A 19,337-nucleotide genomic window follows, 5' to 3' on the forward strand; every position below is an offset into this window, starting at 1 on the left:
GCGCTTCATGGCGTCGTCTCCGAATTGGGTAGCAGATAAGCCAGCGCGGCCCACAGGCGCGCATGGGTCGCCAGCGCCTCGGCATAGGCCAGCCGCTGTTCGATTTCGTCACGACGGGCGTCGAGCCATGGCTGCATCGCACTGCCGCCACGGTATCCGGCGAGCGCCGTACGCGCGCGATCACGGGCGAGTGGAAGCAAGGTGTCTTGGTAACGCTGGATCTGTCGACCCCAACCCTGCCAACTGGTGATTGCGCGTGCGACCGCCTCGCGCTGGGCGCGGCGGGCATCTTCGTGGTCGGCCTGTACCGCGTCCCACTGCGCCTGTTTGGCGCTGATACCGCGATCCTGCCGGTTGCGGGTGAACAGCGGCAAGCTCACACCCACTTGCAATGTCACCATGTCGGGAAGCCCCGGCGCACGCCGGCCATAATCCACCGACACGTTCCAGTCTGGGTGTCTGGCCGCCCGCGCCTGTGCCAGCGCGGCCTGTGCCACCTGTTCGCGTGCCTGCCACGCCTGCATCGGCGCCTGTTGGTCGATGTGCAGCTCCAGGCGATCCGCCGTGACCGGCAGATGACCAAAATCCGGCGCCTCGGCTAGGACGGGAACACTTGGGCCCAGCCACCGCTGCAGGCCCGCTTGGGCGGCGATGAAATCCGCATCGACGGCCTCCAGCCGGTTGTCCAGTGTGGCCGCCTCGGTACGCGCTGCCAGCGCATCGGTGGCGCCGCCTTCGCCGCCGCGCAGGCGCGCCTGCGTGATCTGCACGGCCAGCGCGCTCTCGCTGCGCAACTCGTCCAGCAGCGCACGCTTCTGCTGCGTGGCCCACACCTCGATCCAGGCATCCGCAATGCGTTCGCGCACCGTCTGGGCGGCGGCCACATGCTCACTTTCGGCGGCATCGATTTGTGCAGCGGCCAGCGTGCGATCGGCAGCGCGCGCTGCCCGTGACGGGATGGTCTGTCCGATCCCGATCGTGCGCATGGTCATGCCGTCCGCGCGCAAGTTGAACGCCTCGGCGCCCGTCACCGGATAGTTGGAGAGCCCGGCCGTCAGCGACGGATCCGGCAACCGACCGGCGCGAACGGCTTCCTCGCGAGCAGCCCGAATATCGGCGGATCGGGCATCCAGCAAGGGCGCACGCGCCAGACCTTGGCGAACCGCCGCTTCGAGCGTCAGCGGCGATTGCGCGGCATGCGCCGTGACAGCCACGGCTCCGCAAAGAACCATGGCCAGTACCGACACCCTACGGCATCGGAAAACATGAGAGAACCACATGAGTCAACACTCCCGTGAACCTGCGACTTGCGACGCGCCCGTGCGGACACAACGCCACCTCGGCAATACCGCGGCGTGTCAGATCAGATCAGGAGTGAGCAAAACAACAATATGGGCGGCGGGGGTGGCGCTCGCAGTTCATCGATTCGTTGGATCGATCGATCCGACGGAAGCGCAACAACCGCTACCGACATCAGCAACGGCGGTATCGCCGTCAAAGTGCTGAGCGGCACGGACGCCGTGCGCGTGTCGACCTGGGTGACGCGGTCCGGCAGGCAATGTTTCTGGCACAGCGGGCTGGCGGAGGTGCCCTGCATCTGTGCGCAGCCGTCGTCCATGCTCGGCATCGAGTTCATCAGCGCAGCCGCCGACGTCGCTTCAGGCACCGTCGGACAAACGTAGGCAGCCAATGCCGTCTGCTGCCAAAGCATCAGCAGCGTCACCAACCAGATAAGGCGGCAACGTGTGGTGCGATGCATGCGGAAAGGACGGGCCATGAGCAACAATTTATCCCGAAATACCCAGGATTGCCTTGACTTGAATCAACTAGGGGTTGTCAGCCGGGTCACACATTGCGTCGATGTCGGCGTCACGCGCCCTCAGCAGCGGCATCGAGGCTTCATTCGTCGGCGTTGGCATCTCAGCCATGCCGCTTCCGGCCCAGCCGCAATGCGTTGGCAACCACCGACACGGAACTCAAGCTCATCGCCAAAGCGGCAATCATCGGGCTGAGCAACAGGCCCGTCACGGGGTACAGCACGCCGGCCGCAATCGGTACGCCCAGCGCGTTGTAGAGGAACGCAAAACCCAGGTTCTGCTTCATGTTGGCGACGGTGTCGTTGGAAATCGACCGTGCCCGCACGATGCCGCGCAAGTCGCCCTTCACCAGTGTCACCTGTGCGCTCGACATCGCCACGTCGGTACCGGTGCCCATCGCGATGCCAACATCGGCGCCGGCAAGCGCGGGTGCATCGTTGATTCCGTCGCCGGCCATCGCGACCCGGTGTCCCTTGGCTTGCAACTGTTGTACCAGTTCGATTTTGTCCTTCGGGCGGACCTCGCCATGGACCTCGTCGATGCCCAGGGTGCGTGCAACCGCATGGGCGGTGGTGACACCGTCGCCGGTGGCCATCACGATTTTCAGGCCCGCCTCGTGCAGCGATGCGATGGCGGGGGCGGTGCTGGCCTTGATCGGATCGGCCACCGCAAGCAGGCCGGCCAGGACGCCATCGACCGCCAGATACATGACGCTGGCACCGGCTCGGCGCAGCTCTTCGGCCGGTGTGGAAAGAACGGAGGCATCGACCCCGACCTCGTGCATCAGCGCGGTATTGCCGATCGCCAGGATGGCGCCACCCACCTTGCCGCGTACCCCGATGCCGGTGGATGACTCGAAGCTCTCCGGCGTTTCCAGCGTCAGGCCGCGACGACGGGCTTCCGCGACGATCGCGTCGGCCAGTGGATGCTCGCTACCCTGATCGAGGCTGGCCGCCAGGCGCAGCACCTCTTGCTTGGTGAACCCTTCGGCTGCGAGCGCGGTGTGGAACGCCGGACGTCCCTCGGTCAGGGTTCCGGTCTTGTCCACGATCAGGGTGTCGATCTTGCGGAGGTTCTCGATCGCCTCGGCATCGCGGAACAACACGCCTTCCCCGGCGGCACGGCCGGTCGCCACCATGATCGACATCGGCGTGGCCAGTCCCAGCGCGCAGGGGCAGGCGATGATCAGTACCGAGATCGCGTTTAGAACAGCGAACGTCCACGACGGTTCCGGACCGAACAGCCCCCACACGAAGAAGGTGGCAACGGCAATCGCCAGGACCGCCAGCACGAACCAGTAAGCCACCTTGTCGGCCATGCGCTGCATCGGTGCGCGCGAACGTTGCGCCTGCGCGACCAGTTGTACGATCTGCGACAGCACCGTCGCCGAACCGACTTTCTCCGCCCGGATCACGAGGCTGCCGGTGCCGTTAAGGGTCGCGCCGATCACGCTGGAACCAACACTCTTTTCGACCGGGACGGGCTCCCCAGTCAGCATCGACTCGTCGACATGGGAGCGCCCTTCGACCACTTCGCCGTCCACTGGCACCTTTTCACCAGGGCGTACCCGCAGGCGGTCACCGACGTGAACGTGGCTGAGTTCGACATCCTCCTCGCCGCCATCGTCGCGCAGGCGGCGTGCGGTCTTTGGCGCCAGCCCCAGCAGGGCCTTCAGGGCCGTCGATGTCTTCGAGCGGGCACGCAGTTCGAGTAGCTGGCCGAGCAGGGTCAGCGAGACGATCACCGCAGCGGCCTCGAAGTAGACGCCCACGCGGCCGTGCTCGTGGAACGACTCCGGGAACAGGTCCGGTGCCATGGTGGCGACGATGCTGTAGCCGAACGCCGCACCGACGCCAATGCCGATCAGGGTCCACATGTTGGGGCTGAAGTTGCGGACTGACTGCACGCATCGAACGAAGAACGGCCAGCCTGCCCACAACACCACCGGCGTGGTCAGTACCAGTTCGATCCAGGTCCGGGTGTCCACCGGCAGCCGGGGAAAGCGGTGGCCGAACATCGCCAGCACGAGCACCACCAGCGTCGCCGGCAAGGTCCACCAGAAGCGACGGCTGAAATCACGCAGTTCGGGGTTATCTTCATCCTCCAGCCCTGGCATTTCCGGCTCCAGCGCCATGCCGCAGATCGGGCAGATGCCGGGGCCTTCCTGGCGCACTTGCGGATGCATCGGGCAGACATACAGTGTTCCCGCCGGTGCCTGCGCGGGGGCGTCATCGGGACGCGGGGTCAGATATTTGGCCGGATCCGCCACGAAGCGTTCCAGGCAACGCGCCGAGCAGAAATGGTGCGTTACCCCTTCATGCTCGGCGTGATGGGCGGTCCGATCTGGATTGACCTGCATGCCGCACACCGGATCGATCGCGGTTGTCCCCGGACCGAGGTGGGTGTGACGTCCGTGGTCGGCGCCCGCGTGGTGATGGTGGGTGTTCATGCATCCTCTCGTGACAGCGGCAAAGGCTTGACGTTGATCGGCGTGTCAATGCCCGTGGTGGGCGAAGTCGGACGTCGTGCCGTCGCGGCTGACCAGCTCAACCACGTAAGGCTGGACGCGGCCATCGGGCATCTCCATGCCCGGCGAGCCGGCCGGCATGCCCGGCACGACGAGGCCCTTGGCATCGGGCTTTTCAGCCAGGAGCCGCTTGATGTCCAGCGCCGGCACATGGCCTTCGACGAAATAGCCGCCCACTTCGGCGGTATGGCATGACCCTTTGCCGAACGGAATGCCGACCCGACTCTTCACCGAATCGAGGTCGTCGACATCGCGCACGTCGACGTTGAAGCCGGCGGCACGCATATGGTCGACCCACGCGCCGCAACATCCACACGTAGCGCTTTTGTACACCAGCATGACCGGAAGCGATGCGTCCGGTGAGCTTGCTGTTGCGGCATGGATTGTCGCGGAGGATGGCTGGCTGGACGGCGCATCGACGGGGTGGGTGCAGGCACCAAGCGCGCTGAAGGAAACAACGGCGATTGCTGCGAACAAAACGTTTCTTGCATTCATGGCTGAGAGGCTCATTCGTTTCACGGTCACTCTCCCGATACCGGTGCGGATTGCCACTGGATGGACACGATCTTCCAGTCTTTGCCATCCTTCTTGAGGTTGAGCAGTTCGCGGCTGCGCAGCGTGGTCGGCTTGCCCTTGACCGTGGCCTGGATGTCGCTCTCGCTGCCGACCATGGCGGTGTCGCCCATCGGCATCGAGCCCAGCGAGACCGGGGTGATCTTCGCGGTTTTCAGGAAGGCGATGTCCTCGCCCAGGTGACCGCTGGCATACGCTTCGCGCGACTGCACCTGACCACCTTCGCTGATGCTGACATCGGGCGCCAGCAACGCCAGAACGGCGTCCCGATCGCCGCTGTGCAGCGCCCTGTGGAAGGCCTCTGCCACGGCCTCGGCCGCCGGCACCGCGTGCGGCGTCAGCCCATCCATCGACAGTGGAGCTTCCACTGTCGATGTCGCAGCAGCGTCTTCGTGATCATGACTGTCCGCGGCGGCCGCACCGTGGCTGTGCCCGGACTCGGGCTTGGCAGGCATCTGCATGCCCGGCATGTCCGCCGCGTCGTGCGCGTCTTCATCGGCGGACCCACCATGGCTGTGTCCACCCTCGTCGTCCATGTCGTGGTCTACGGGAGCCCTGGCCACCATGTCCTTGTATTGCGCCGGCGTCATGTCGGGCAACTTCTGCAGGAAGGCGACCATGCTCCACATCGTCGGGTCATCATGGCTGAGTCCCCACGCGGGCATCGCGCTCATCTTGATGCCGTGCTTGATCACCCAGAAGGCTTCCTTCGGTTCGACTCGCACTTGCGACAGGTTCGGCGGCTGCGGGTACAGCCCGGGACGGATTTCCGAATCCTTCATGCCGGGCTTGAGATGGCATTGGGTGCACATCGCTGCGTACTGGCCGGCACCTTTCAGGATCAGCTGCTCGTCATTGAGGTCGGGTACCGTGATGTCTTTCGAGCGGGCGTGGATGGATCGCTCGCGCAGGGTCTGCAGGACCGCAAAGACCGGCTTGGTGTGGTGATCGTCGGCACCGATGTTGTAGATACCGGAGTAGACGAACACGCCGGCACCGGCAGCGAGGATGGCCAGGACGGCGACGACGGTGATGCTGTGATGCTTGATGTGCTGCTTCATGATGTTTCCCCTTAAAACCAGATGCGGACGCCGGCCACAATCTGCCGGTCGAGAACGGGTTGATGATCCTGCCGCGCGTAGTCGGCGGTGGTACCGATGCGGCGCACCCAGTTCACGCCGATGTACGGCGCAAACTGCCGACGGATTTCGTAACGCAGACGCAGGCCGAACTGCACATCGGACACGCCGCTGCCGATCCGACGCTGCGGATCGTTCTTGCCGTAGAGATTGATCTCCGCTTCCGGCTGCAGGATCAGACGCTGGGTGAAGAGCATTTCGTATTCGGCCCGCAGGCGGGCCGCGGTACGACCGGAAGCTCCGACGTATCCGGTGGCTTCTACTTCGAACCAGTACGGTGCCAGGCCCTGCACGCCGAAGGCCGCCCACGTACGCTTGGGACCTTCGCCCACGTCCTGGCGACCGCCGAGCTGGGTGCTCCAGAACGTGGCGATGTTGTGGTTCCAGAATGCTTCGAGATCGCCGTCTTCCAGCTTGCCGCGGCTGCGTTCACCCTCGGTGCGAATCCACAGTTTGTTCTCGTCGTTGCCGTACCAGCCTTCGGCTTCCCAGCTCTGACCATTGGCATCGCGGCCATGAAAGGCTTCAAGCTGATCGATCAACAGCATACCCAGCGGTGCGTTGTCGGCCATGTCCATGCCCTTCATGGAACCGTAGCCCACGCCGTCGGAGTAATCCGGACTGCGTGCATTCGGCGGCGGACTGCCGCCCTGCATCGGACCCATCGTCATGCCCGGCATCGCGCCCATGCCGGCCATACCGCCTTGATCCTTCTGCGGCATCGCGCCGTGATCCATCCCGTCCATGCCACCATGTTTCATCCCTTGCGTCGCTCCCGGACTCATGCCGGGCATCGACGCGTGATCCATCCCTGACATGTCGCCGGTGGGTACCGCCGACGCGGCAGGCTTCGCGGGCATCGGCATGCCTTGCATCGCGCCGTGGTCCATACCTGGCATGGTGCTGTGATCCATACCCTTCATGCCGCCCATGTCGTGGGAAGCGGGCGTCGACGGGGCCGGGGCGGGTTTCTTCCTAGCCTTCTTGGTAGGTGCTTTCGTTGCTGGTTTCGCGGTGCTGCTCGCAGCAGCCGGCATGGTCATACCCGGCATGCTGCCGTGGTCCATGCCGGGCATGGAACTCATGTCCATCGACGATGTGCTGCTGGACGCGGGTGCACTCTGCGCCGTGACCACCGGTGGCAACGCCAGCAATAGTGCGGCCAGCAACGCGGAACGCAGCGGGACGACTGAGGTGTTGCGACGATGCATGTTCATGAGACCACCACCTCGCGGAACATGCCCGCTTCCATGTGATACAGCAGATGGCAGTGGTAGGCCCACCGACCGGGGTTGTCGGCCGACACCGCATACGTGATGCGCTGGGCCGGCTGCACGTTGATGGTGTGCTTGCGCACCTGGAACTGGCCTTCGGGATTCTCCATCTCGCTCCACATGCCGTGCAGGTGGATCGGGTGGTTCATCATGGTGTCGTTGACCAACACGATGCGCAGCCGTTCGCCGCTGTTGAAATGCACCGGCTTGGCGTCGGAAAACTTCACGCCATCGAACGACCAGATGAAGCGCTGCATGTTGCCAGTCAGGTGCAGCTCGATCTCGCGGCCGGGTTCGCGCGCGTCGATCGGTCCGCCGATGGTGTGCAGGTCGGCGTAGGTCAACACGCGCCGGCCGTTGTCGCGCAGGCCGATGCCTGGATCGTCGAGGTTGGTGCGCGGCATGTCGACGTGCATGTCGACGCCTGGGCCGTATTCGGTGCGGGCGTGGCGCACCACCGGAGCAGCGGGTGCCATGCCCGGCATCGCACCGTGATCCATACCGGGCATACCCTGCATGCCGCTCATGCCCGACATACCCTGCATGCCACCATGTCCGGAGTCACCCATCGCCATCGCACCCATCATGTCCTGCATGGCCAGCCACTGGATGGGGTCGGGCTTAGGCACGTCCGCTTCCATGCCAGCGCGTGGTGCCAGGGTGCCGCGAGCGTAGCCCGAGCGGTCGATCGACTGGGCGAACAGCGTGTAAGCGCGCTCGTCCTGCGGCTCGACGATGACGTCGTAAGTTTCGGCCACCGAGATGCGGAATTCGTCGACTGCGACCGGCTCGACGTCCTGGCCGTCGGCCGAGATCACCGTCATTTTCAGGCCCGGAATGCGCACGTCGAAAATCGTCTGCGCCGAGCCATTGATGAAGCGCAGCCGGATCTTTTCTCCGGGTTTGAAGATGCCGGTCCAGTTGCCGGCCGGTGCCGCACCGTTCATCAGGTAGGTGTAGGTGTAGCCGGAGACGTCGCCGAAATCGGTCGGGTTCATGCGCATCTCGTTCCACATCTTGCGCATGGCCAGCGCCTGGCTCAGCCCTTTCTCGCGCACGTCGCGGAAGAAGTCCGGCACCGTCGGCTGGGCGAAGTTGTAATAGTCACTCTGCTTCTTGAGCTTGGCGAAAATCCGTTCGGGATTTTCATCGGTCCAGTCGTTGAGCATCACCACGTAGTCGCGATCCGTTGGGTAGCGGTCGGGGCCGGCCGGCTCGATCACCAGCGGGCCGTACAGCCCGGTCTGTTCCTGGAATCCCGAATGCGAGTGGTACCAGTAAGTGCCGGCCTGGCGGACCTGAAAGCGGTAGACAAAGGTTTCACCGGGGGCAATACCATCGAAACTGATACCCGGCACGCCGTCTTCCTGGAACGGCAGGATGATGCCGTGCCAGTGGATCGATGTCGGCACGCGCAAGCGGTTGGTCACGCGAAGGTTCACTGTGGTGCCTTCCTTCCAGCGTAGGAGCGGGCCGGGAATGCCGCCATTGACGGTGGTGGCCAGGCGCGTGGCCCCGGTGTAGTTGACCGGCGTCTCGGCAATATCGAGCGCGAAGTCGGTGCCACTCAGCACCGTGGGGTGGCCGGGGCTGGTCAGCGCCCACACGTTCGGGGGGCGCAGCAAGCCGAGGCCGGCCACGGCGCCGCCGATGGCGACACCCTGGACGAAACGACGACGCGAAAAATCCACCGGTGGGCGGGGAAACATGTTCATGGACTCTCTCCTGGACAGACGGTATCGATCACGCCGATACCGATCACAGCCGATTGCCGCAGCCATCGATACGCGACAGCCGCAAGCAACGCTCATCAACAATGAGGAAGAGTCAGACCGCCGGTGGTCGCAAGGGAGGGGCAGTATTCAACGAGGGTGCGCTGCTGGGCAGCGGCATGGCATAGCGGGCAGTAGTCGCGACCGAGGCCATAATGACAGCCGCTGCGGGTGGCAACGTGGTACTGCACATTGCCGCACAATTGCATCCGTGTCCCGTCATGCCATCGCAGCAACCGGCCTGATCGTCGCAACAGGATCGGGATCCCTTGACCGCGACGTGGTGATGACAGTGTTCACTGACCGCCGCAATCGTTGTATGCACGACATGGGAATGAGGACTTCCCATCATGCCCATCGGGGCAGCGGCCAATGAGTTGATGACCAGCATCAGCCACGCCAGCGCGCCCATCGCCCGGAGGCGACGTGAACGGGCGAGCAGACGTAGCGAGAAGGTCATGAAGCGAGCTTACCCGTGTGACTTGACACGCTCAACCCTGGAGGTGGGTTCAGCTGTCTCACGGCTTGCTGAAACCCATGTGCAGCGTGATCTTGTCGCCGGCTTTCAGGCCGGCCATGGTGGCTGGCGGGAAATGCAGCTTGAGCGCCATGCCTTCGGATTCCGCCTCGACCAGGCCGGTCTTCGCATCTGCTTCCGTCACGGTCGCTGGCATGCTGTGCATGCCCATCATGCTGCCGTGCATACCCTTCATGTCCGAGTGCATCGCACCCATCTTGTCCATGCCGCTTGTGGGCGTGCCGTCCTGGGCTACGGCGACACCACTGATGACCAGCGCGAGCCCCAATGAACCGAGCATCGAAACCAGAGGTTTGCGAGAAATAATCATTGACCGTCTCCAACAGTGATCGGTTTGGCCCCCTGTGTTACTCCACGCGCTTGGCGTGGCCAGAGGATTAGTCCTTGCCCTTTCTTGCCAAGTACGGTGTCGCCCAGATCATGGCGTGGCGGTTTGATGCGTGCGCACTCGGCGCAGGGCATTCCTTAACTTTGCAGCCGCACGAATCTTGATGCACATCTTTTCAGGCGTGGCTCCTCGCATGCGCGCTTCATTAGTGTAGGGATCCGTCGTTTCCCTAGGTGGCTTGGCCGGTATGGTTTCAATGGTGATCCTGAGCAAACCTGGCAAAATGAACTCGCCGGCGCTACCCGGTATCAGGGACTGCACCACGATGTCTTCCAGTTCCCTGAGTACCATCACGGTCTTGTTTGCGGACAGGCCTGTCGCCTTGGCAAGTTCGATGATGAGCCCAGCCCTAGCCAAGGGTTGCTTGAACGGGGGGCCGAGAGAGCGTCGTGGATGAGCCATAGTCAGAAACCTTCGATCTAGGTGACGTGTCAACGAGTTGCACGGCGAACACGGGTCTTTGCCGCTCGACCTGAATTCGTCTTGTTTGTTTTGGCTTGCTCTTGGATCTGTCGCTCCAACGCCGCGATCTTTGCGTCCTTGCTCGCAAGCGAGGCTTCCATTTCCTGTAGCTCAACTCGGAGTCGATGCGGTTCTGCTTGGCGGGTACCGTCGCGGACGGCCCGCTGATAAGGCGTTTGCGATGCAATGTTGCGCTGTCCCAAGCGCATGGCCGTTGCATGCATTACATCCTCAACCGCCGTAGACAGGCCCATGCTTCGCCGCGCGACCAGGTCATCCCGAGTTGATTCGTCGGCGAACTTGCGACGCAGACTGTGGTGACCAGCCCCGATCTTGGCCACGACCCCGATTGCGCGAAACGCGCTACCCATCAACTGCACGATGGTTTTACCGCCCAGAGGGCGTCCCGTCTTTCCGCTCAGAAAGAGGCGCTGCTGTGCCTGCTGCTCGGTCCACCGATGTTTGGCAAGCCATCGTTGCCTGGCCTCGATGTGACGCGCAATACGAAGAACAAGTGTGAGTGGAACAGTGAAATTGTTCTGATAGGCGAATTTCTGCACCGAGGGTGTCACCACCAGACCCTCCTCCTCGGCCTTTTCAATCGCCTCCTCGCTGAAGGCGTCGACCGTGAGGTATGTAAGCGTTCCTGCACGCCAACCTACGCGATCGGATAACTCCAGGATGATCTGATTGCGTTCGACGATGAACGGATCTGTACCCTTGGCAAAGAACCTGGCGATGCGCTGCTTGTCTTTTCCAGTTGCAAAATACTGGGAGCCGCCGGCCGTGCCGCTGACTCCGGTGAAACATAGCGGATAGAGATCAAGATCGACCTCGCGCTTCTTGCGTGAGCGGGGGCGTTTGCATTTGGGCTGGGTAATCGCGGAGTTGATGGCCAGGCCTGGCCCAATGACGCCATTGCACAAGCCCGCGTCCTGCTGCGCCCACCTGTAGTAGCGATAAATCCATTGCAATCGCACATTCACCGTGCGCTTGGCGGTGCGTTCATTCCCCTTGCTACGTTGCGAACCGAGCACCTGCTTGAGCGCAGCTTCACGAAACTTCTGCAAAGTGTCGTCACTCGCTCGCTCCCAAGTCACCTTCGCTTCCTCGAGATGGCGCAACCACGCGAGCAGCGCATAGGCCGCGGCCTCTACCGCTGCGGTGTATGCCCCTTGCGGCGCCGCCAACCTCTTTCTGCCAGCCAGCGAATCGACATAATCGTGGAACGGATCGAACAAGCGATGCTTCCGGTCGAAGAACACGGGCACTTTGCCTGTGCCGTTATCCACCCACTCAATGGTAGCCACGCGCTGGGTCATGACGCCCCCAAGATCTCCAGGACGTCGAGGAATGTCGACATCGGCACGGCCCGATTCATGAGCAGACTGCCAGCGCTTCCGTGCTGGCGTTCGCCCATGGCGGAGATATCCCCAATGCCGCGGATCCGCATGTCGTGATCAGCCAGTACGAAACCGTCACTGGTGGCAACCAATGCCTGCAGACGGGTGGCCGCGTCGGCACCCACGGGCTGAGGAAGATACAGAAAGCACTCACCGCTGCCACCCTCGCGCGCTAATCGACCGCGCAACTGGTGTAGTTGCGACAAGCCGAAGCGTTCGGCATTCACGATCACGACCGCTCGCAGATTACGGATGTTAAGACCTACTTCCACCACCGTAGTCGCCACGAGAATCTGTGCATGACCGCTTGCCAAGTCAGCGAACGCGATCTCCACATCGTCCGGATCAGATTCCCCGTGGAGCGATCTCACCAGCCCGGGGAATAGCCACTCCCACTTTTCCGCTACGCGCGCGACCGAAGGCAGGGAGCCGCCTTCATCCTCCTCATCCTCCTCGCGCCGGGGACAGACAATCAGCACCCGGCCTCCCTGATCAATGATCTGGTGCAGCCGATCCACCATGCGCGAGGCGCCGGCACGCTCCACGATCTGGGTGCGTATGTCCTGCGGGCTGTGACGCTGGGTCAAGCGGATCACGTCCAGTTTTCCGTACATCAGCAATGCCTGGGTACGCGGAATTGGCGTCGCGCTGATTTCTACCAGATGAGTGCCATCCTGGGATAACGCCCGTCGCTGATCAACCGAGAAGCGGTGCTGCTCGTCCACGACGCAGATATCCAGACGCCCGACGTCGCGGAACAACATGGCAGTCGTACCGATCAGCCACCGGGCGTCAGCCACGTCACGCACACCGGATTTTCCGGTTACGAGTGTGGCACCCCATTCCGGGAACAGCCGGGAGATCTCTTCGTGGGCCTGAACGGCCAAACGCTCGTTCGGGAGCAGGACCGCGGCCCGCGCACCCACACGAACTCCGGCGGCCGTCGCGAGCTGGTAGACGATCGATTTACCCATGCCTACGTCGGCGTTGATCAGCGTAGACGAGGTCATCTCTCCCCCAAAGCGGCGCACCAGTTGCGCCACAGCGCTCCTCTGCTCGTCTGTGAGTTGGAACGGGGTACGGGTGAGTAAGTCCCTCCACTCGTCGATATGAAGCTGCTGGCGAACCGGTGGATGTTCGTGTTGCAACTGCCGCAGTTCACCGACTGTCAGTAAGGCCGACAACCGCTCCAAGCTCCACTGTGCACGCTCTCCTGCCGCGGGCGAAGTCGGCAGGTGCGCTTCCCAGAGCAGGTCTTCCAAGGTGCCATGTGGCCGCGCCAGCAGCTGGCGCAAGGCCGACTCGTCAACAAGGGTACGAGCGTCCGCGCGAAGCTTTGCCGCGCAGGCGGGAATCGCCTGAGGCAGGAGCGCCGGAATCACGCGCCTGGCCATTGCCAACGACAGGACTCGGGCTTTGCCCGGATAGTGCGGCACCACCCGTCCCAGTACGTTCGGGTCCAACAAGACCGGATTATTCAAATAGACATGCGCACCGACCTGGTTCAACGTGCCGGCAAGTGCGACCTGTTCGCCCGCCTCCTCCAGAGCCTTTTGAAAGGAACGCGCATCTCCGAATAGGGAAAACTTGATCCGCATCCCATGCGTGTCGACGAGCGAGCCCTGTGCTTGCGGACTGTGGCGCCCGCCGCGACGCCCTGCATGCCAACGGGTGCGGAAATCTCCCGCATAGTGGCCAATGAGGACCTCTTCGCGATCCGAAGCAGTCAGCCCGAAAAACCGGCTGATCGGCTCCCTGGCATCCAGGAATCGCGAAGGCAGATACAGTGGCACCTGCCATAGATCGGCCACACCGACCGCCTGCAAGCGTTTCAAGGCCTTGGCTGCATCCACATCCGCACCCAAAGCTTCCGCCAGTGCCTTGGCCTGTTCGGAAAGAGTCGTGTTGGCGCGGGGGGGCGTCGCCATGGTATTCACGTAGGCATCCTTGTCTACTGTACCTGTCGAATGGGTGTGGCCTTGCGCAATGTGTCAGTGAGTTCCGCTACTTGTTTGCGCAAGTCCATAATTTCCCTGTCTTGTTGCTTGAGACCTCGGTCCATCTGCTCGATCGATTGCTTGTGTGCACGCTGTTCCGCAAACAAGGAAGCTCGCAGTTCGCGCGCCTCTTGGCGCGCCCGTCGATAGCCCAGGAGTGCGCCGGCGCGCTTTTCACGCTCGATGCGGATGCGCTCCTCGGCCGCGTCCACCACCACACGTGGATCTAGGCGCTTTCGCGCATTCATGGCCTGCTCGGCGATTGTCTTGAGTAGCGCTTTAACCTCCCGCAACCGCTTGGCATCGGAGGTCAGCGTCTGGAAAGCATTGCGCCTCAAAAGCCTGCCTTGCGCCTGCACTGCCTTTCCGTTCTGCGATCCGTCCCAAGCACAAAACGTTCGCAGGCTGGTCGGAAACCACTCCAATTCCAATGCCTGCCCGGCATTCCGGCACAACGGAATGCCATTGCGAGCCCACTTCTCCAGCAGGATGCATTTTGCGTCGATCGACGACAAGGCCTCATCGCGAAGTCGTCGGGAGATATGGTTCTTGGAGATGTTCATGATGTGGTTGAGTCAGGCGAGGCATGGGCCAAGGGCCGATACCGGGCCATCAACTCCCGTTCCAGATCGATCAGTTCGTGAAGTCGGCGCGAAGCCGCTAGTATCGCCTCACGTTCGATGGCATCCACTGTTGTTTTTGCCTGTGCCTCCAACTCCATGGCTTCCTGTTCCACGTTACGAAGGAATGCTTCGGATGTGCTGTGGAAGGGACACGCACTGCAGATGCCTATATCGGCTTGTTCGCGATGAAGCTGGCCGTTACTCCCGCAGCGCGCGCGGCGCGCCATGCGAGCTCCGGTCGCCCAACACGCGCCATGACGGAAAGATGTCGATAGGTAGCCGCGCCGGTCCACGTTGCTACGCACGGCAGCAAGCGCCTCATCCAGGTCAGAATCAGCAAATTCAACCCTGCGAGCGAGGCGCTTGACCCACTGGCGGACGCGGCGGGTCATCGGCCCGCCTGCGGAGGTCGATGTGAGCATCGCGTGCAACAAGTCGTCGGCGTACTGCCGCTGCGCCTCTGTCAGTTCCTCGATTGGGAAACAGTCTGCGCGAAGGCGATAGACCTTCTCAATCCGCTCCGCTTCTTCCCGCATGCTTGGATCGGTGATATAAACCCGCGTGGACTCCATGTCCATGTGGCACAGGTACTCGGATAACGCCTGCAACAAGGGATGTTCCCAGCGATACACATAGATCAATGCGAAAAAGCGGCGGAATGAATGACTGCGACGCGCTTCTTCACCCACACCGGCTTCCTTGAAAAAGCGTCCGCTATGGCATTCGAAAGCGTATTGATGAGGAACGACGTCCTCACCCAGCAATACCCGATATGTTGGAAATACGAATAGCTTGCGCTTTCGCAATTCATCCAGTGACAGGCTTGAACTGTCCTTCTCCTGCGGAAACATGGCCAGACGCAGCCGCTCCAAAACCCGGATGGCATCCACCGTAAGCTTATTCGTGGACATCCGCATCCACTTGCGCCAGGTCTTTTCGATATAGATGTCCAGTTCATGGGCATCAATAAATGGATCCGAAGGCAGCAGGCAGCCGAGATACAACCCCCACGGGCGGCTGCCCTCACCCAGCACCTCATTCTTGCGCCTACCCTGGTTGATGCCAACGATGATCATGGCTGCAGTCTGCAAGTCCTGAATCAACTCCACGACCGTAGTGTCTTCGTCTCCTTCTCCCGCTCGTACGGCGCCTGTGAGCTGACCCGGCAAACCATTTTTCGCCTGAATTGCCGGATACGCTTCGCGCAAACGCTGTGTCGCATAGGCTTGGATGGAAGACGCTGCACACCAGCGATATCGAGCCTCTTCGAGAGCATCGCGCCATACGTGCACCAGTTCTATGACGCCGTCACTACGTTCGTAGATCCACTTCAGCGCCAAGCCCAGTAGCTTGGCGGCCTCCTCTACTGGGAGATTTCGTGTGCGGCCATCAGGCCGTCCACCTGACTGCCGAGCGTGCTTCCGGGTGTTTGGAAAAGGCTCGAAAGTCAGGCGATCCAGGATTTCTGGCATTTGCGCCAAACGATTCAGAGCAACGAAGCAATTCTTGAAGGATGACTCCGACCAGCCCTCTCCTCTCTTGGCCACCTTTCGCGACTGGCGGGACGGATAACCGGTCAGTGCGGCCATGGCCTCGCGGAACTCCAAGGGAAACTCACGACTCGTGATCAGGAAACCCACCTCCCGCGACAGCGCATCGGCCGAAACGCAGCAAACCTTGTTCTTCACTGAGACGATGGAATTGAGAATATGCGCGTCCTTTCCGGCGCGCTCGACGACTTGATCCAGTCGCTCGGGAACAGACAGAGCAGAGAACCACCCATACGGCCTGAGAGCAATGGCGAATTCCTCAAGGTCTTGCGGGCGAAGGGCCGAAAGCTTGTATACGCGTTGTTCCACGCACCATGCAAAGAAACGAAGCACATGATTCAAGCCATTGATCGCCGCCCCCAATGCATCATGTCCGCTAAATTCGTTGAGCGAGAGGACCAAGTGCGTCCGCGCAGTATCTAGCCAATGCGGGAACTGGCCCAATGTGAGTCCGTGATCAAACGGCCCTCCCAGCGCGCGATTTGCTGGAAGTGGCACCTTTGCCAAGTCGATGATCCGCTCCACTCCCTTCTCACCGCGCAAACGCAAGAGGCTGTCACCCCAAGCACTCAAGATGCGCGGATTGAAGGGCACGTCTTCCGGCCACGCTGAAGCCCGTTCCATCCCTCGGATTTCAGTAGCGCCCGCGGGAATCAGCTTGGCTTGAACATTCATGTCGACATCTCCAGCAGCGCTGCATATGGCGAATCGAAGACGACCGCCCACAATGCAGCCGTAAATTCAATCCGGGGGCGATGAATGTGCTCAAACCGATCGGGAGCCTGTGCGCGCAGTCGCTGCCAATGAACTGCGTAATACGCACGTTGCCGTGCCAGGTGTTGGATCCGCAGCAGGTCCAACGTCAACGGCGCTGCCGGATTCGCCATCCAGACATCGCACGTCGCAGGCATTGCTTGCTCGGCGGTGGCGTGGTCGCTGATTGGGAACAACAGCCGTCGATTCACCTCGCTTCGATCCATTCCGCGCTTTTCAACGTAGTCGTCGCCCTCGACGGCCCATACGATGGTTACGGCCAATTGCCGTTGGAACTTCGCAATATTCGCCCGATTCAGGATGCTGATGACCGAATGACGGAGATAGGTCGAAGTGGTTGCCAGATCGGCATGCCCCATGCTGGCCTGGATCTCATGCGGGTCTTCATCGATGAGAAAGCGCGTCGCCATTCTCTGGTTGCGCAATTGCTCGCGTGTGAAGTGCGGTAGATCATGCTTCGCGATGAACTTCTTCCGAAGCTCCTCTTCCGTCCCCAAGCCAAAAACACGACGGTAGTCTTTCTTGGCCACCATGGCGACAAACACGCCTTCCCGCTCCCGCCCCCAATACGCGTCCACGTGGTGGCTGTGCTCGAGCATTAACTTCAGGCCGGACAATAGGTGTCTATCCGCATTGTCGGTACCACCGTACTGCATTTTCCCTGTCTTTTCCTTCATTGCCTGCAGATCTACTACCGACCCTCGGATCGATATGCCATCGGCTTGCAGATTGCGCACAGTCGCGCGATTCCAACCAGTCTCGGCCTGAATCTTGATTTCTATGGCCAGCTGCACCCAACGCGGCACGTACCAGGCGCTCAGCGCCACCCAGGCCAGACGGGCCGGACCGTTTGATACCGCACCACACCAGTCGATCAACGCCAGGAACCGCTCGGCCAGACGCGGAAAAGCAGGCGAAATGCGGAACAGATATTTCTTGGATCGCCATGCGAAGTCCTGCGCCTCCCGGTAAAGCTCCCTTGAGCTGGTAGCCGCGACAATGACGCGAGCGATATCCGCCAAGTCTGCGGTCTTCATCCAGTGCGAAAGCCATTTCGGACTCGAACAAACGCCGATGATCGTATCGACATGATGTTGCATATCCGCAGGCAAAGGATCGCGCCCCGCATTTTCGAGAAATAATCGCCAATCCAGAAATGCGTCGATTTCTTCATTGCACGCGGCGTGCACACGTGCGAGCCGATCTTCGAGATGCGCTGTCGCCTTCTCCCTGGCTTCCTCTGGCGAGCCCCAAGCGACATTAATGATGGCTGGTCTATTCGCCGGATCGATTGCGCGGACATCAGGCTGATCGCTCAGCAAGCCACGATTTTTCCGCGCTATTTGGACAATTTGCCTGCCGGGAAACCTGAGGATTTTTCCCTGACGCGCGAAGACCGCGATGATGTGCGTCTTGAACGTTGCGACGTAGCCGCTTTTCGTCCGAATCGTGTACGCGCCCTTGCTCAAGCGTTTTTCTAGACCGTCAACGAGATGAATTGCATCCGCCTGCGTCAACTTGGATCCCTTGGTCCCAAGTACGCGCCGCGAGTCTTTGCTGATTCCATCCCATAGCTTCCCAGCTTCCGGTGTTACGAGCCATTGGATCCACCGTAACATCGACTGCGCTTCATAGTGATCAGCTGGTGTTGGAAATGCCTCCAGCATATCGTCAAGCAACCCACCCCTCTCAATACGTAGGGCCTTGAAGTCGACGACCATGCCGGGAAATGTTTCACGACCATGCGGCTTATTACGCGTGGGCAGGAACAGCCGGCGCTGATCCGACCAGCGCAACCGAATAGCGAGGGCATCGAGGTCACGCTGTAAGTTGTCTGAGCCGCCATAACGCCCGATGCTATTCAGCGAGACTCGAGCCAACGATGACAACACAAAGAGGCTGACGCGAGGCCCAGTATCCGTTATCCGAATGGCACGCGCGGGCAGCCCTTTGGATTCGACATAGCGAAGGATTGCGTCAACATCTCTCGCAGCTGTCGCTTCGCGGTAAGTCGAAAGCGAATGATCAGCCAAGAATGCCTTGATCTGGCTATCGACGTACTGGATCCGCTTTTGCATCGCCTCCTTTCCAAGGAAATATTCGACGATCTTCTTGACCAAAGGGTAGCTGGATTTCCCATTGGCAAGACAACGCTCCAACCTATGGCAAATTTCCACTCCATGGCTTTCCATGACGTCGACGAAGTGCCGGGGATACTTGCTGTTCCAGGCACCAGCGCTACACATGAACATCCCGATGGAGACTGGGCCATAAGGGCTAGGCATCTCAATCCTGCGTTTCCACTTGCATGGACGAATGCGGGAAACACCGGGAGTCATCGCATCGTGAATCGCCTTGAGGAAGCAGACCAGCAATCCCTCGCCTAAGGCATGAATTCGGCGCTCATCACTACCCTGAACGCTCAGGGAAGGGTTTTCATCTGCTACAGAAGGTGCAAGTTGTATTTTTCCGCTGGTTGACATGGGCTGTTGTTACCATT

At 61.3% G+C, this 19,337-nt stretch carries 14 protein-coding genes; all 14 read right to left on the reverse strand.

Annotation, left to right across the window (positions count from 1 at the left end; genetic code table 11):
- Positions 1 to 5: 5 nt before the first annotated feature.
- Positions 6 to 1,280 carry a TolC family protein gene (locus AC3WRN_RS01605; protein ID WP_492621608.1) on the reverse strand — a complete coding sequence of 425 codons (1,275 nt, stop codon included), beginning with the start codon at positions 1,278 to 1,280 and terminating at the stop codon, positions 6 to 8.
- An 83-nt stretch (positions 1,281 to 1,363) separates the two neighbouring features.
- Entirely contained in the window at positions 1,364 to 1,777 is a 414-nt protein-coding gene (locus tag AC3WRN_RS01610; protein ID WP_492621609.1) for a hypothetical protein, read from the reverse strand.
- Positions 1,778 to 1,920: 143 nt separating this feature from the next.
- Complete coding sequence (locus AC3WRN_RS01615) at positions 1,921 to 4,266, reverse strand: heavy metal translocating P-type ATPase (protein ID WP_492621610.1); 2,346 nt, start codon at positions 4,264 to 4,266, stop codon at positions 1,921 to 1,923.
- Positions 4,267 to 4,311: 45 nt separating this feature from the next.
- Positions 4,312 to 4,854, reverse strand: a complete 543-nt coding sequence (locus AC3WRN_RS01620) for a DUF411 domain-containing protein (RefSeq protein ID WP_492621748.1) — start codon at positions 4,852 to 4,854, stop codon at positions 4,312 to 4,314.
- A gap of 11 nt (positions 4,855 to 4,865) precedes the next feature.
- Positions 4,866 to 5,978 (reverse strand): c-type cytochrome, encoded by a 1,113-nt coding sequence (locus tag AC3WRN_RS01625; protein WP_492621611.1) that lies wholly within the window; start codon positions 5,976 to 5,978, stop codon positions 4,866 to 4,868.
- An 11-nt stretch (positions 5,979 to 5,989) separates the two neighbouring features.
- Positions 5,990 to 7,273 carry a copper resistance protein B gene (locus tag AC3WRN_RS01630; protein WP_492621612.1) on the reverse strand — a complete coding sequence of 428 codons (1,284 nt, stop codon included), beginning with the start codon at positions 7,271 to 7,273 and terminating at the stop codon, positions 5,990 to 5,992.
- A complete protein-coding gene (locus AC3WRN_RS01635; RefSeq protein WP_492621749.1) occupies positions 7,270 to 9,045 on the reverse strand; it encodes a copper resistance system multicopper oxidase in 1,776 nt (591 codons plus the stop codon). Before AC3WRN_RS01635 ends, AC3WRN_RS01630 begins: the two co-directional genes overlap by 4 nt.
- Before the next feature lie 575 nt (positions 9,046 to 9,620).
- The gene (locus tag AC3WRN_RS01640; protein ID WP_492621613.1) at positions 9,621 to 9,950 is read right to left on the reverse strand and encodes a hypothetical protein; all 330 of its coding nucleotides are present in this window, start codon (positions 9,948 to 9,950) and stop codon (positions 9,621 to 9,623) included.
- Positions 9,951 to 10,058: 108 nt separating this feature from the next.
- A complete protein-coding gene (locus AC3WRN_RS01645; protein ID WP_492621614.1) occupies positions 10,059 to 10,430 on the reverse strand; it encodes an HU family DNA-binding protein in 372 nt (123 codons plus the stop codon).
- 29 nt (positions 10,431 to 10,459) lie between these two features.
- The gene (locus AC3WRN_RS01650; RefSeq protein WP_492621615.1) at positions 10,460 to 11,812 is read right to left on the reverse strand and encodes a site-specific integrase; all 1,353 of its coding nucleotides are present in this window, start codon (positions 11,810 to 11,812) and stop codon (positions 10,460 to 10,462) included.
- A complete protein-coding gene (locus AC3WRN_RS01655; protein ID WP_492621750.1) occupies positions 11,809 to 13,821 on the reverse strand; it encodes a DEAD/DEAH box helicase in 2,013 nt (670 codons plus the stop codon). The genes AC3WRN_RS01650 and AC3WRN_RS01655 overlap by 4 nt, the downstream gene beginning before the upstream one ends.
- Before the next feature lie 23 nt (positions 13,822 to 13,844).
- Positions 13,845 to 14,453, reverse strand: coding sequence for a hypothetical protein (locus AC3WRN_RS01660; RefSeq protein WP_492621616.1), 609 nt, complete (start codon positions 14,451 to 14,453; stop codon positions 13,845 to 13,847).
- Entirely contained in the window at positions 14,450 to 16,738 is a 2,289-nt protein-coding gene (locus AC3WRN_RS01665) for a hypothetical protein (protein WP_492621617.1), read from the reverse strand. Before AC3WRN_RS01665 ends, AC3WRN_RS01660 begins: the two co-directional genes overlap by 4 nt.
- Complete coding sequence (locus AC3WRN_RS01670; protein WP_492621618.1) at positions 16,735 to 19,320, reverse strand: hypothetical protein; 2,586 nt, start codon at positions 19,318 to 19,320, stop codon at positions 16,735 to 16,737. Before AC3WRN_RS01670 ends, AC3WRN_RS01665 begins: the two co-directional genes overlap by 4 nt.
- Positions 19,321 to 19,337 lie beyond the last annotated feature (17 nt).

Source organism: Rhodanobacter sp. FW101-FHT13A11, assembly GCF_058790335.1.

Coding starts and splice junctions, on each gene's coding strand:
- AC3WRN_RS01605 (WP_492621608.1), bottom strand. CDS start 1,280: ATGTGGTTCTCTCATGTTTTCCGATGCCGTAGGGTGTCGGTACTGGCC.
- AC3WRN_RS01610 (WP_492621609.1), bottom strand. CDS start 1,777: ATGGCCCGTCCTTTCCGCATGCATCGCACCACACGTTGCCGCCTTATC.
- AC3WRN_RS01615 (WP_492621610.1), bottom strand. CDS start 4,266: ATGAACACCCACCATCACCACGCGGGCGCCGACCACGGACGTCACACC.
- AC3WRN_RS01620 (WP_492621748.1), bottom strand. CDS start 4,854: ATGAGCCTCTCAGCCATGAATGCAAGAAACGTTTTGTTCGCAGCAATC.
- AC3WRN_RS01625 (WP_492621611.1), bottom strand. CDS start 5,978: ATGAAGCAGCACATCAAGCATCACAGCATCACCGTCGTCGCCGTCCTG.
- AC3WRN_RS01630 (WP_492621612.1), bottom strand. CDS start 7,273: ATGAACATGCATCGTCGCAACACCTCAGTCGTCCCGCTGCGTTCCGCG.
- AC3WRN_RS01635 (WP_492621749.1), bottom strand. CDS start 9,045: ATGAACATGTTTCCCCGCCCACCGGTGGATTTTTCGCGTCGTCGTTTC.
- AC3WRN_RS01640 (WP_492621613.1), bottom strand. CDS start 9,950: ATGATTATTTCTCGCAAACCTCTGGTTTCGATGCTCGGTTCATTGGGG.
- AC3WRN_RS01645 (WP_492621614.1), bottom strand. CDS start 10,430: ATGGCTCATCCACGACGCTCTCTCGGCCCCCCGTTCAAGCAACCCTTG.
- AC3WRN_RS01650 (WP_492621615.1), bottom strand. CDS start 11,812: ATGACCCAGCGCGTGGCTACCATTGAGTGGGTGGATAACGGCACAGGC.
- AC3WRN_RS01655 (WP_492621750.1), bottom strand. CDS start 13,821: ATGGCGACGCCCCCCCGCGCCAACACGACTCTTTCCGAACAGGCCAAG.
- AC3WRN_RS01660 (WP_492621616.1), bottom strand. CDS start 14,453: ATGAACATCTCCAAGAACCATATCTCCCGACGACTTCGCGATGAGGCC.
- AC3WRN_RS01665 (WP_492621617.1), bottom strand. CDS start 16,738: ATGAATGTTCAAGCCAAGCTGATTCCCGCGGGCGCTACTGAAATCCGA.
- AC3WRN_RS01670 (WP_492621618.1), bottom strand. CDS start 19,320: ATGTCAACCAGCGGAAAAATACAACTTGCACCTTCTGTAGCAGATGAA.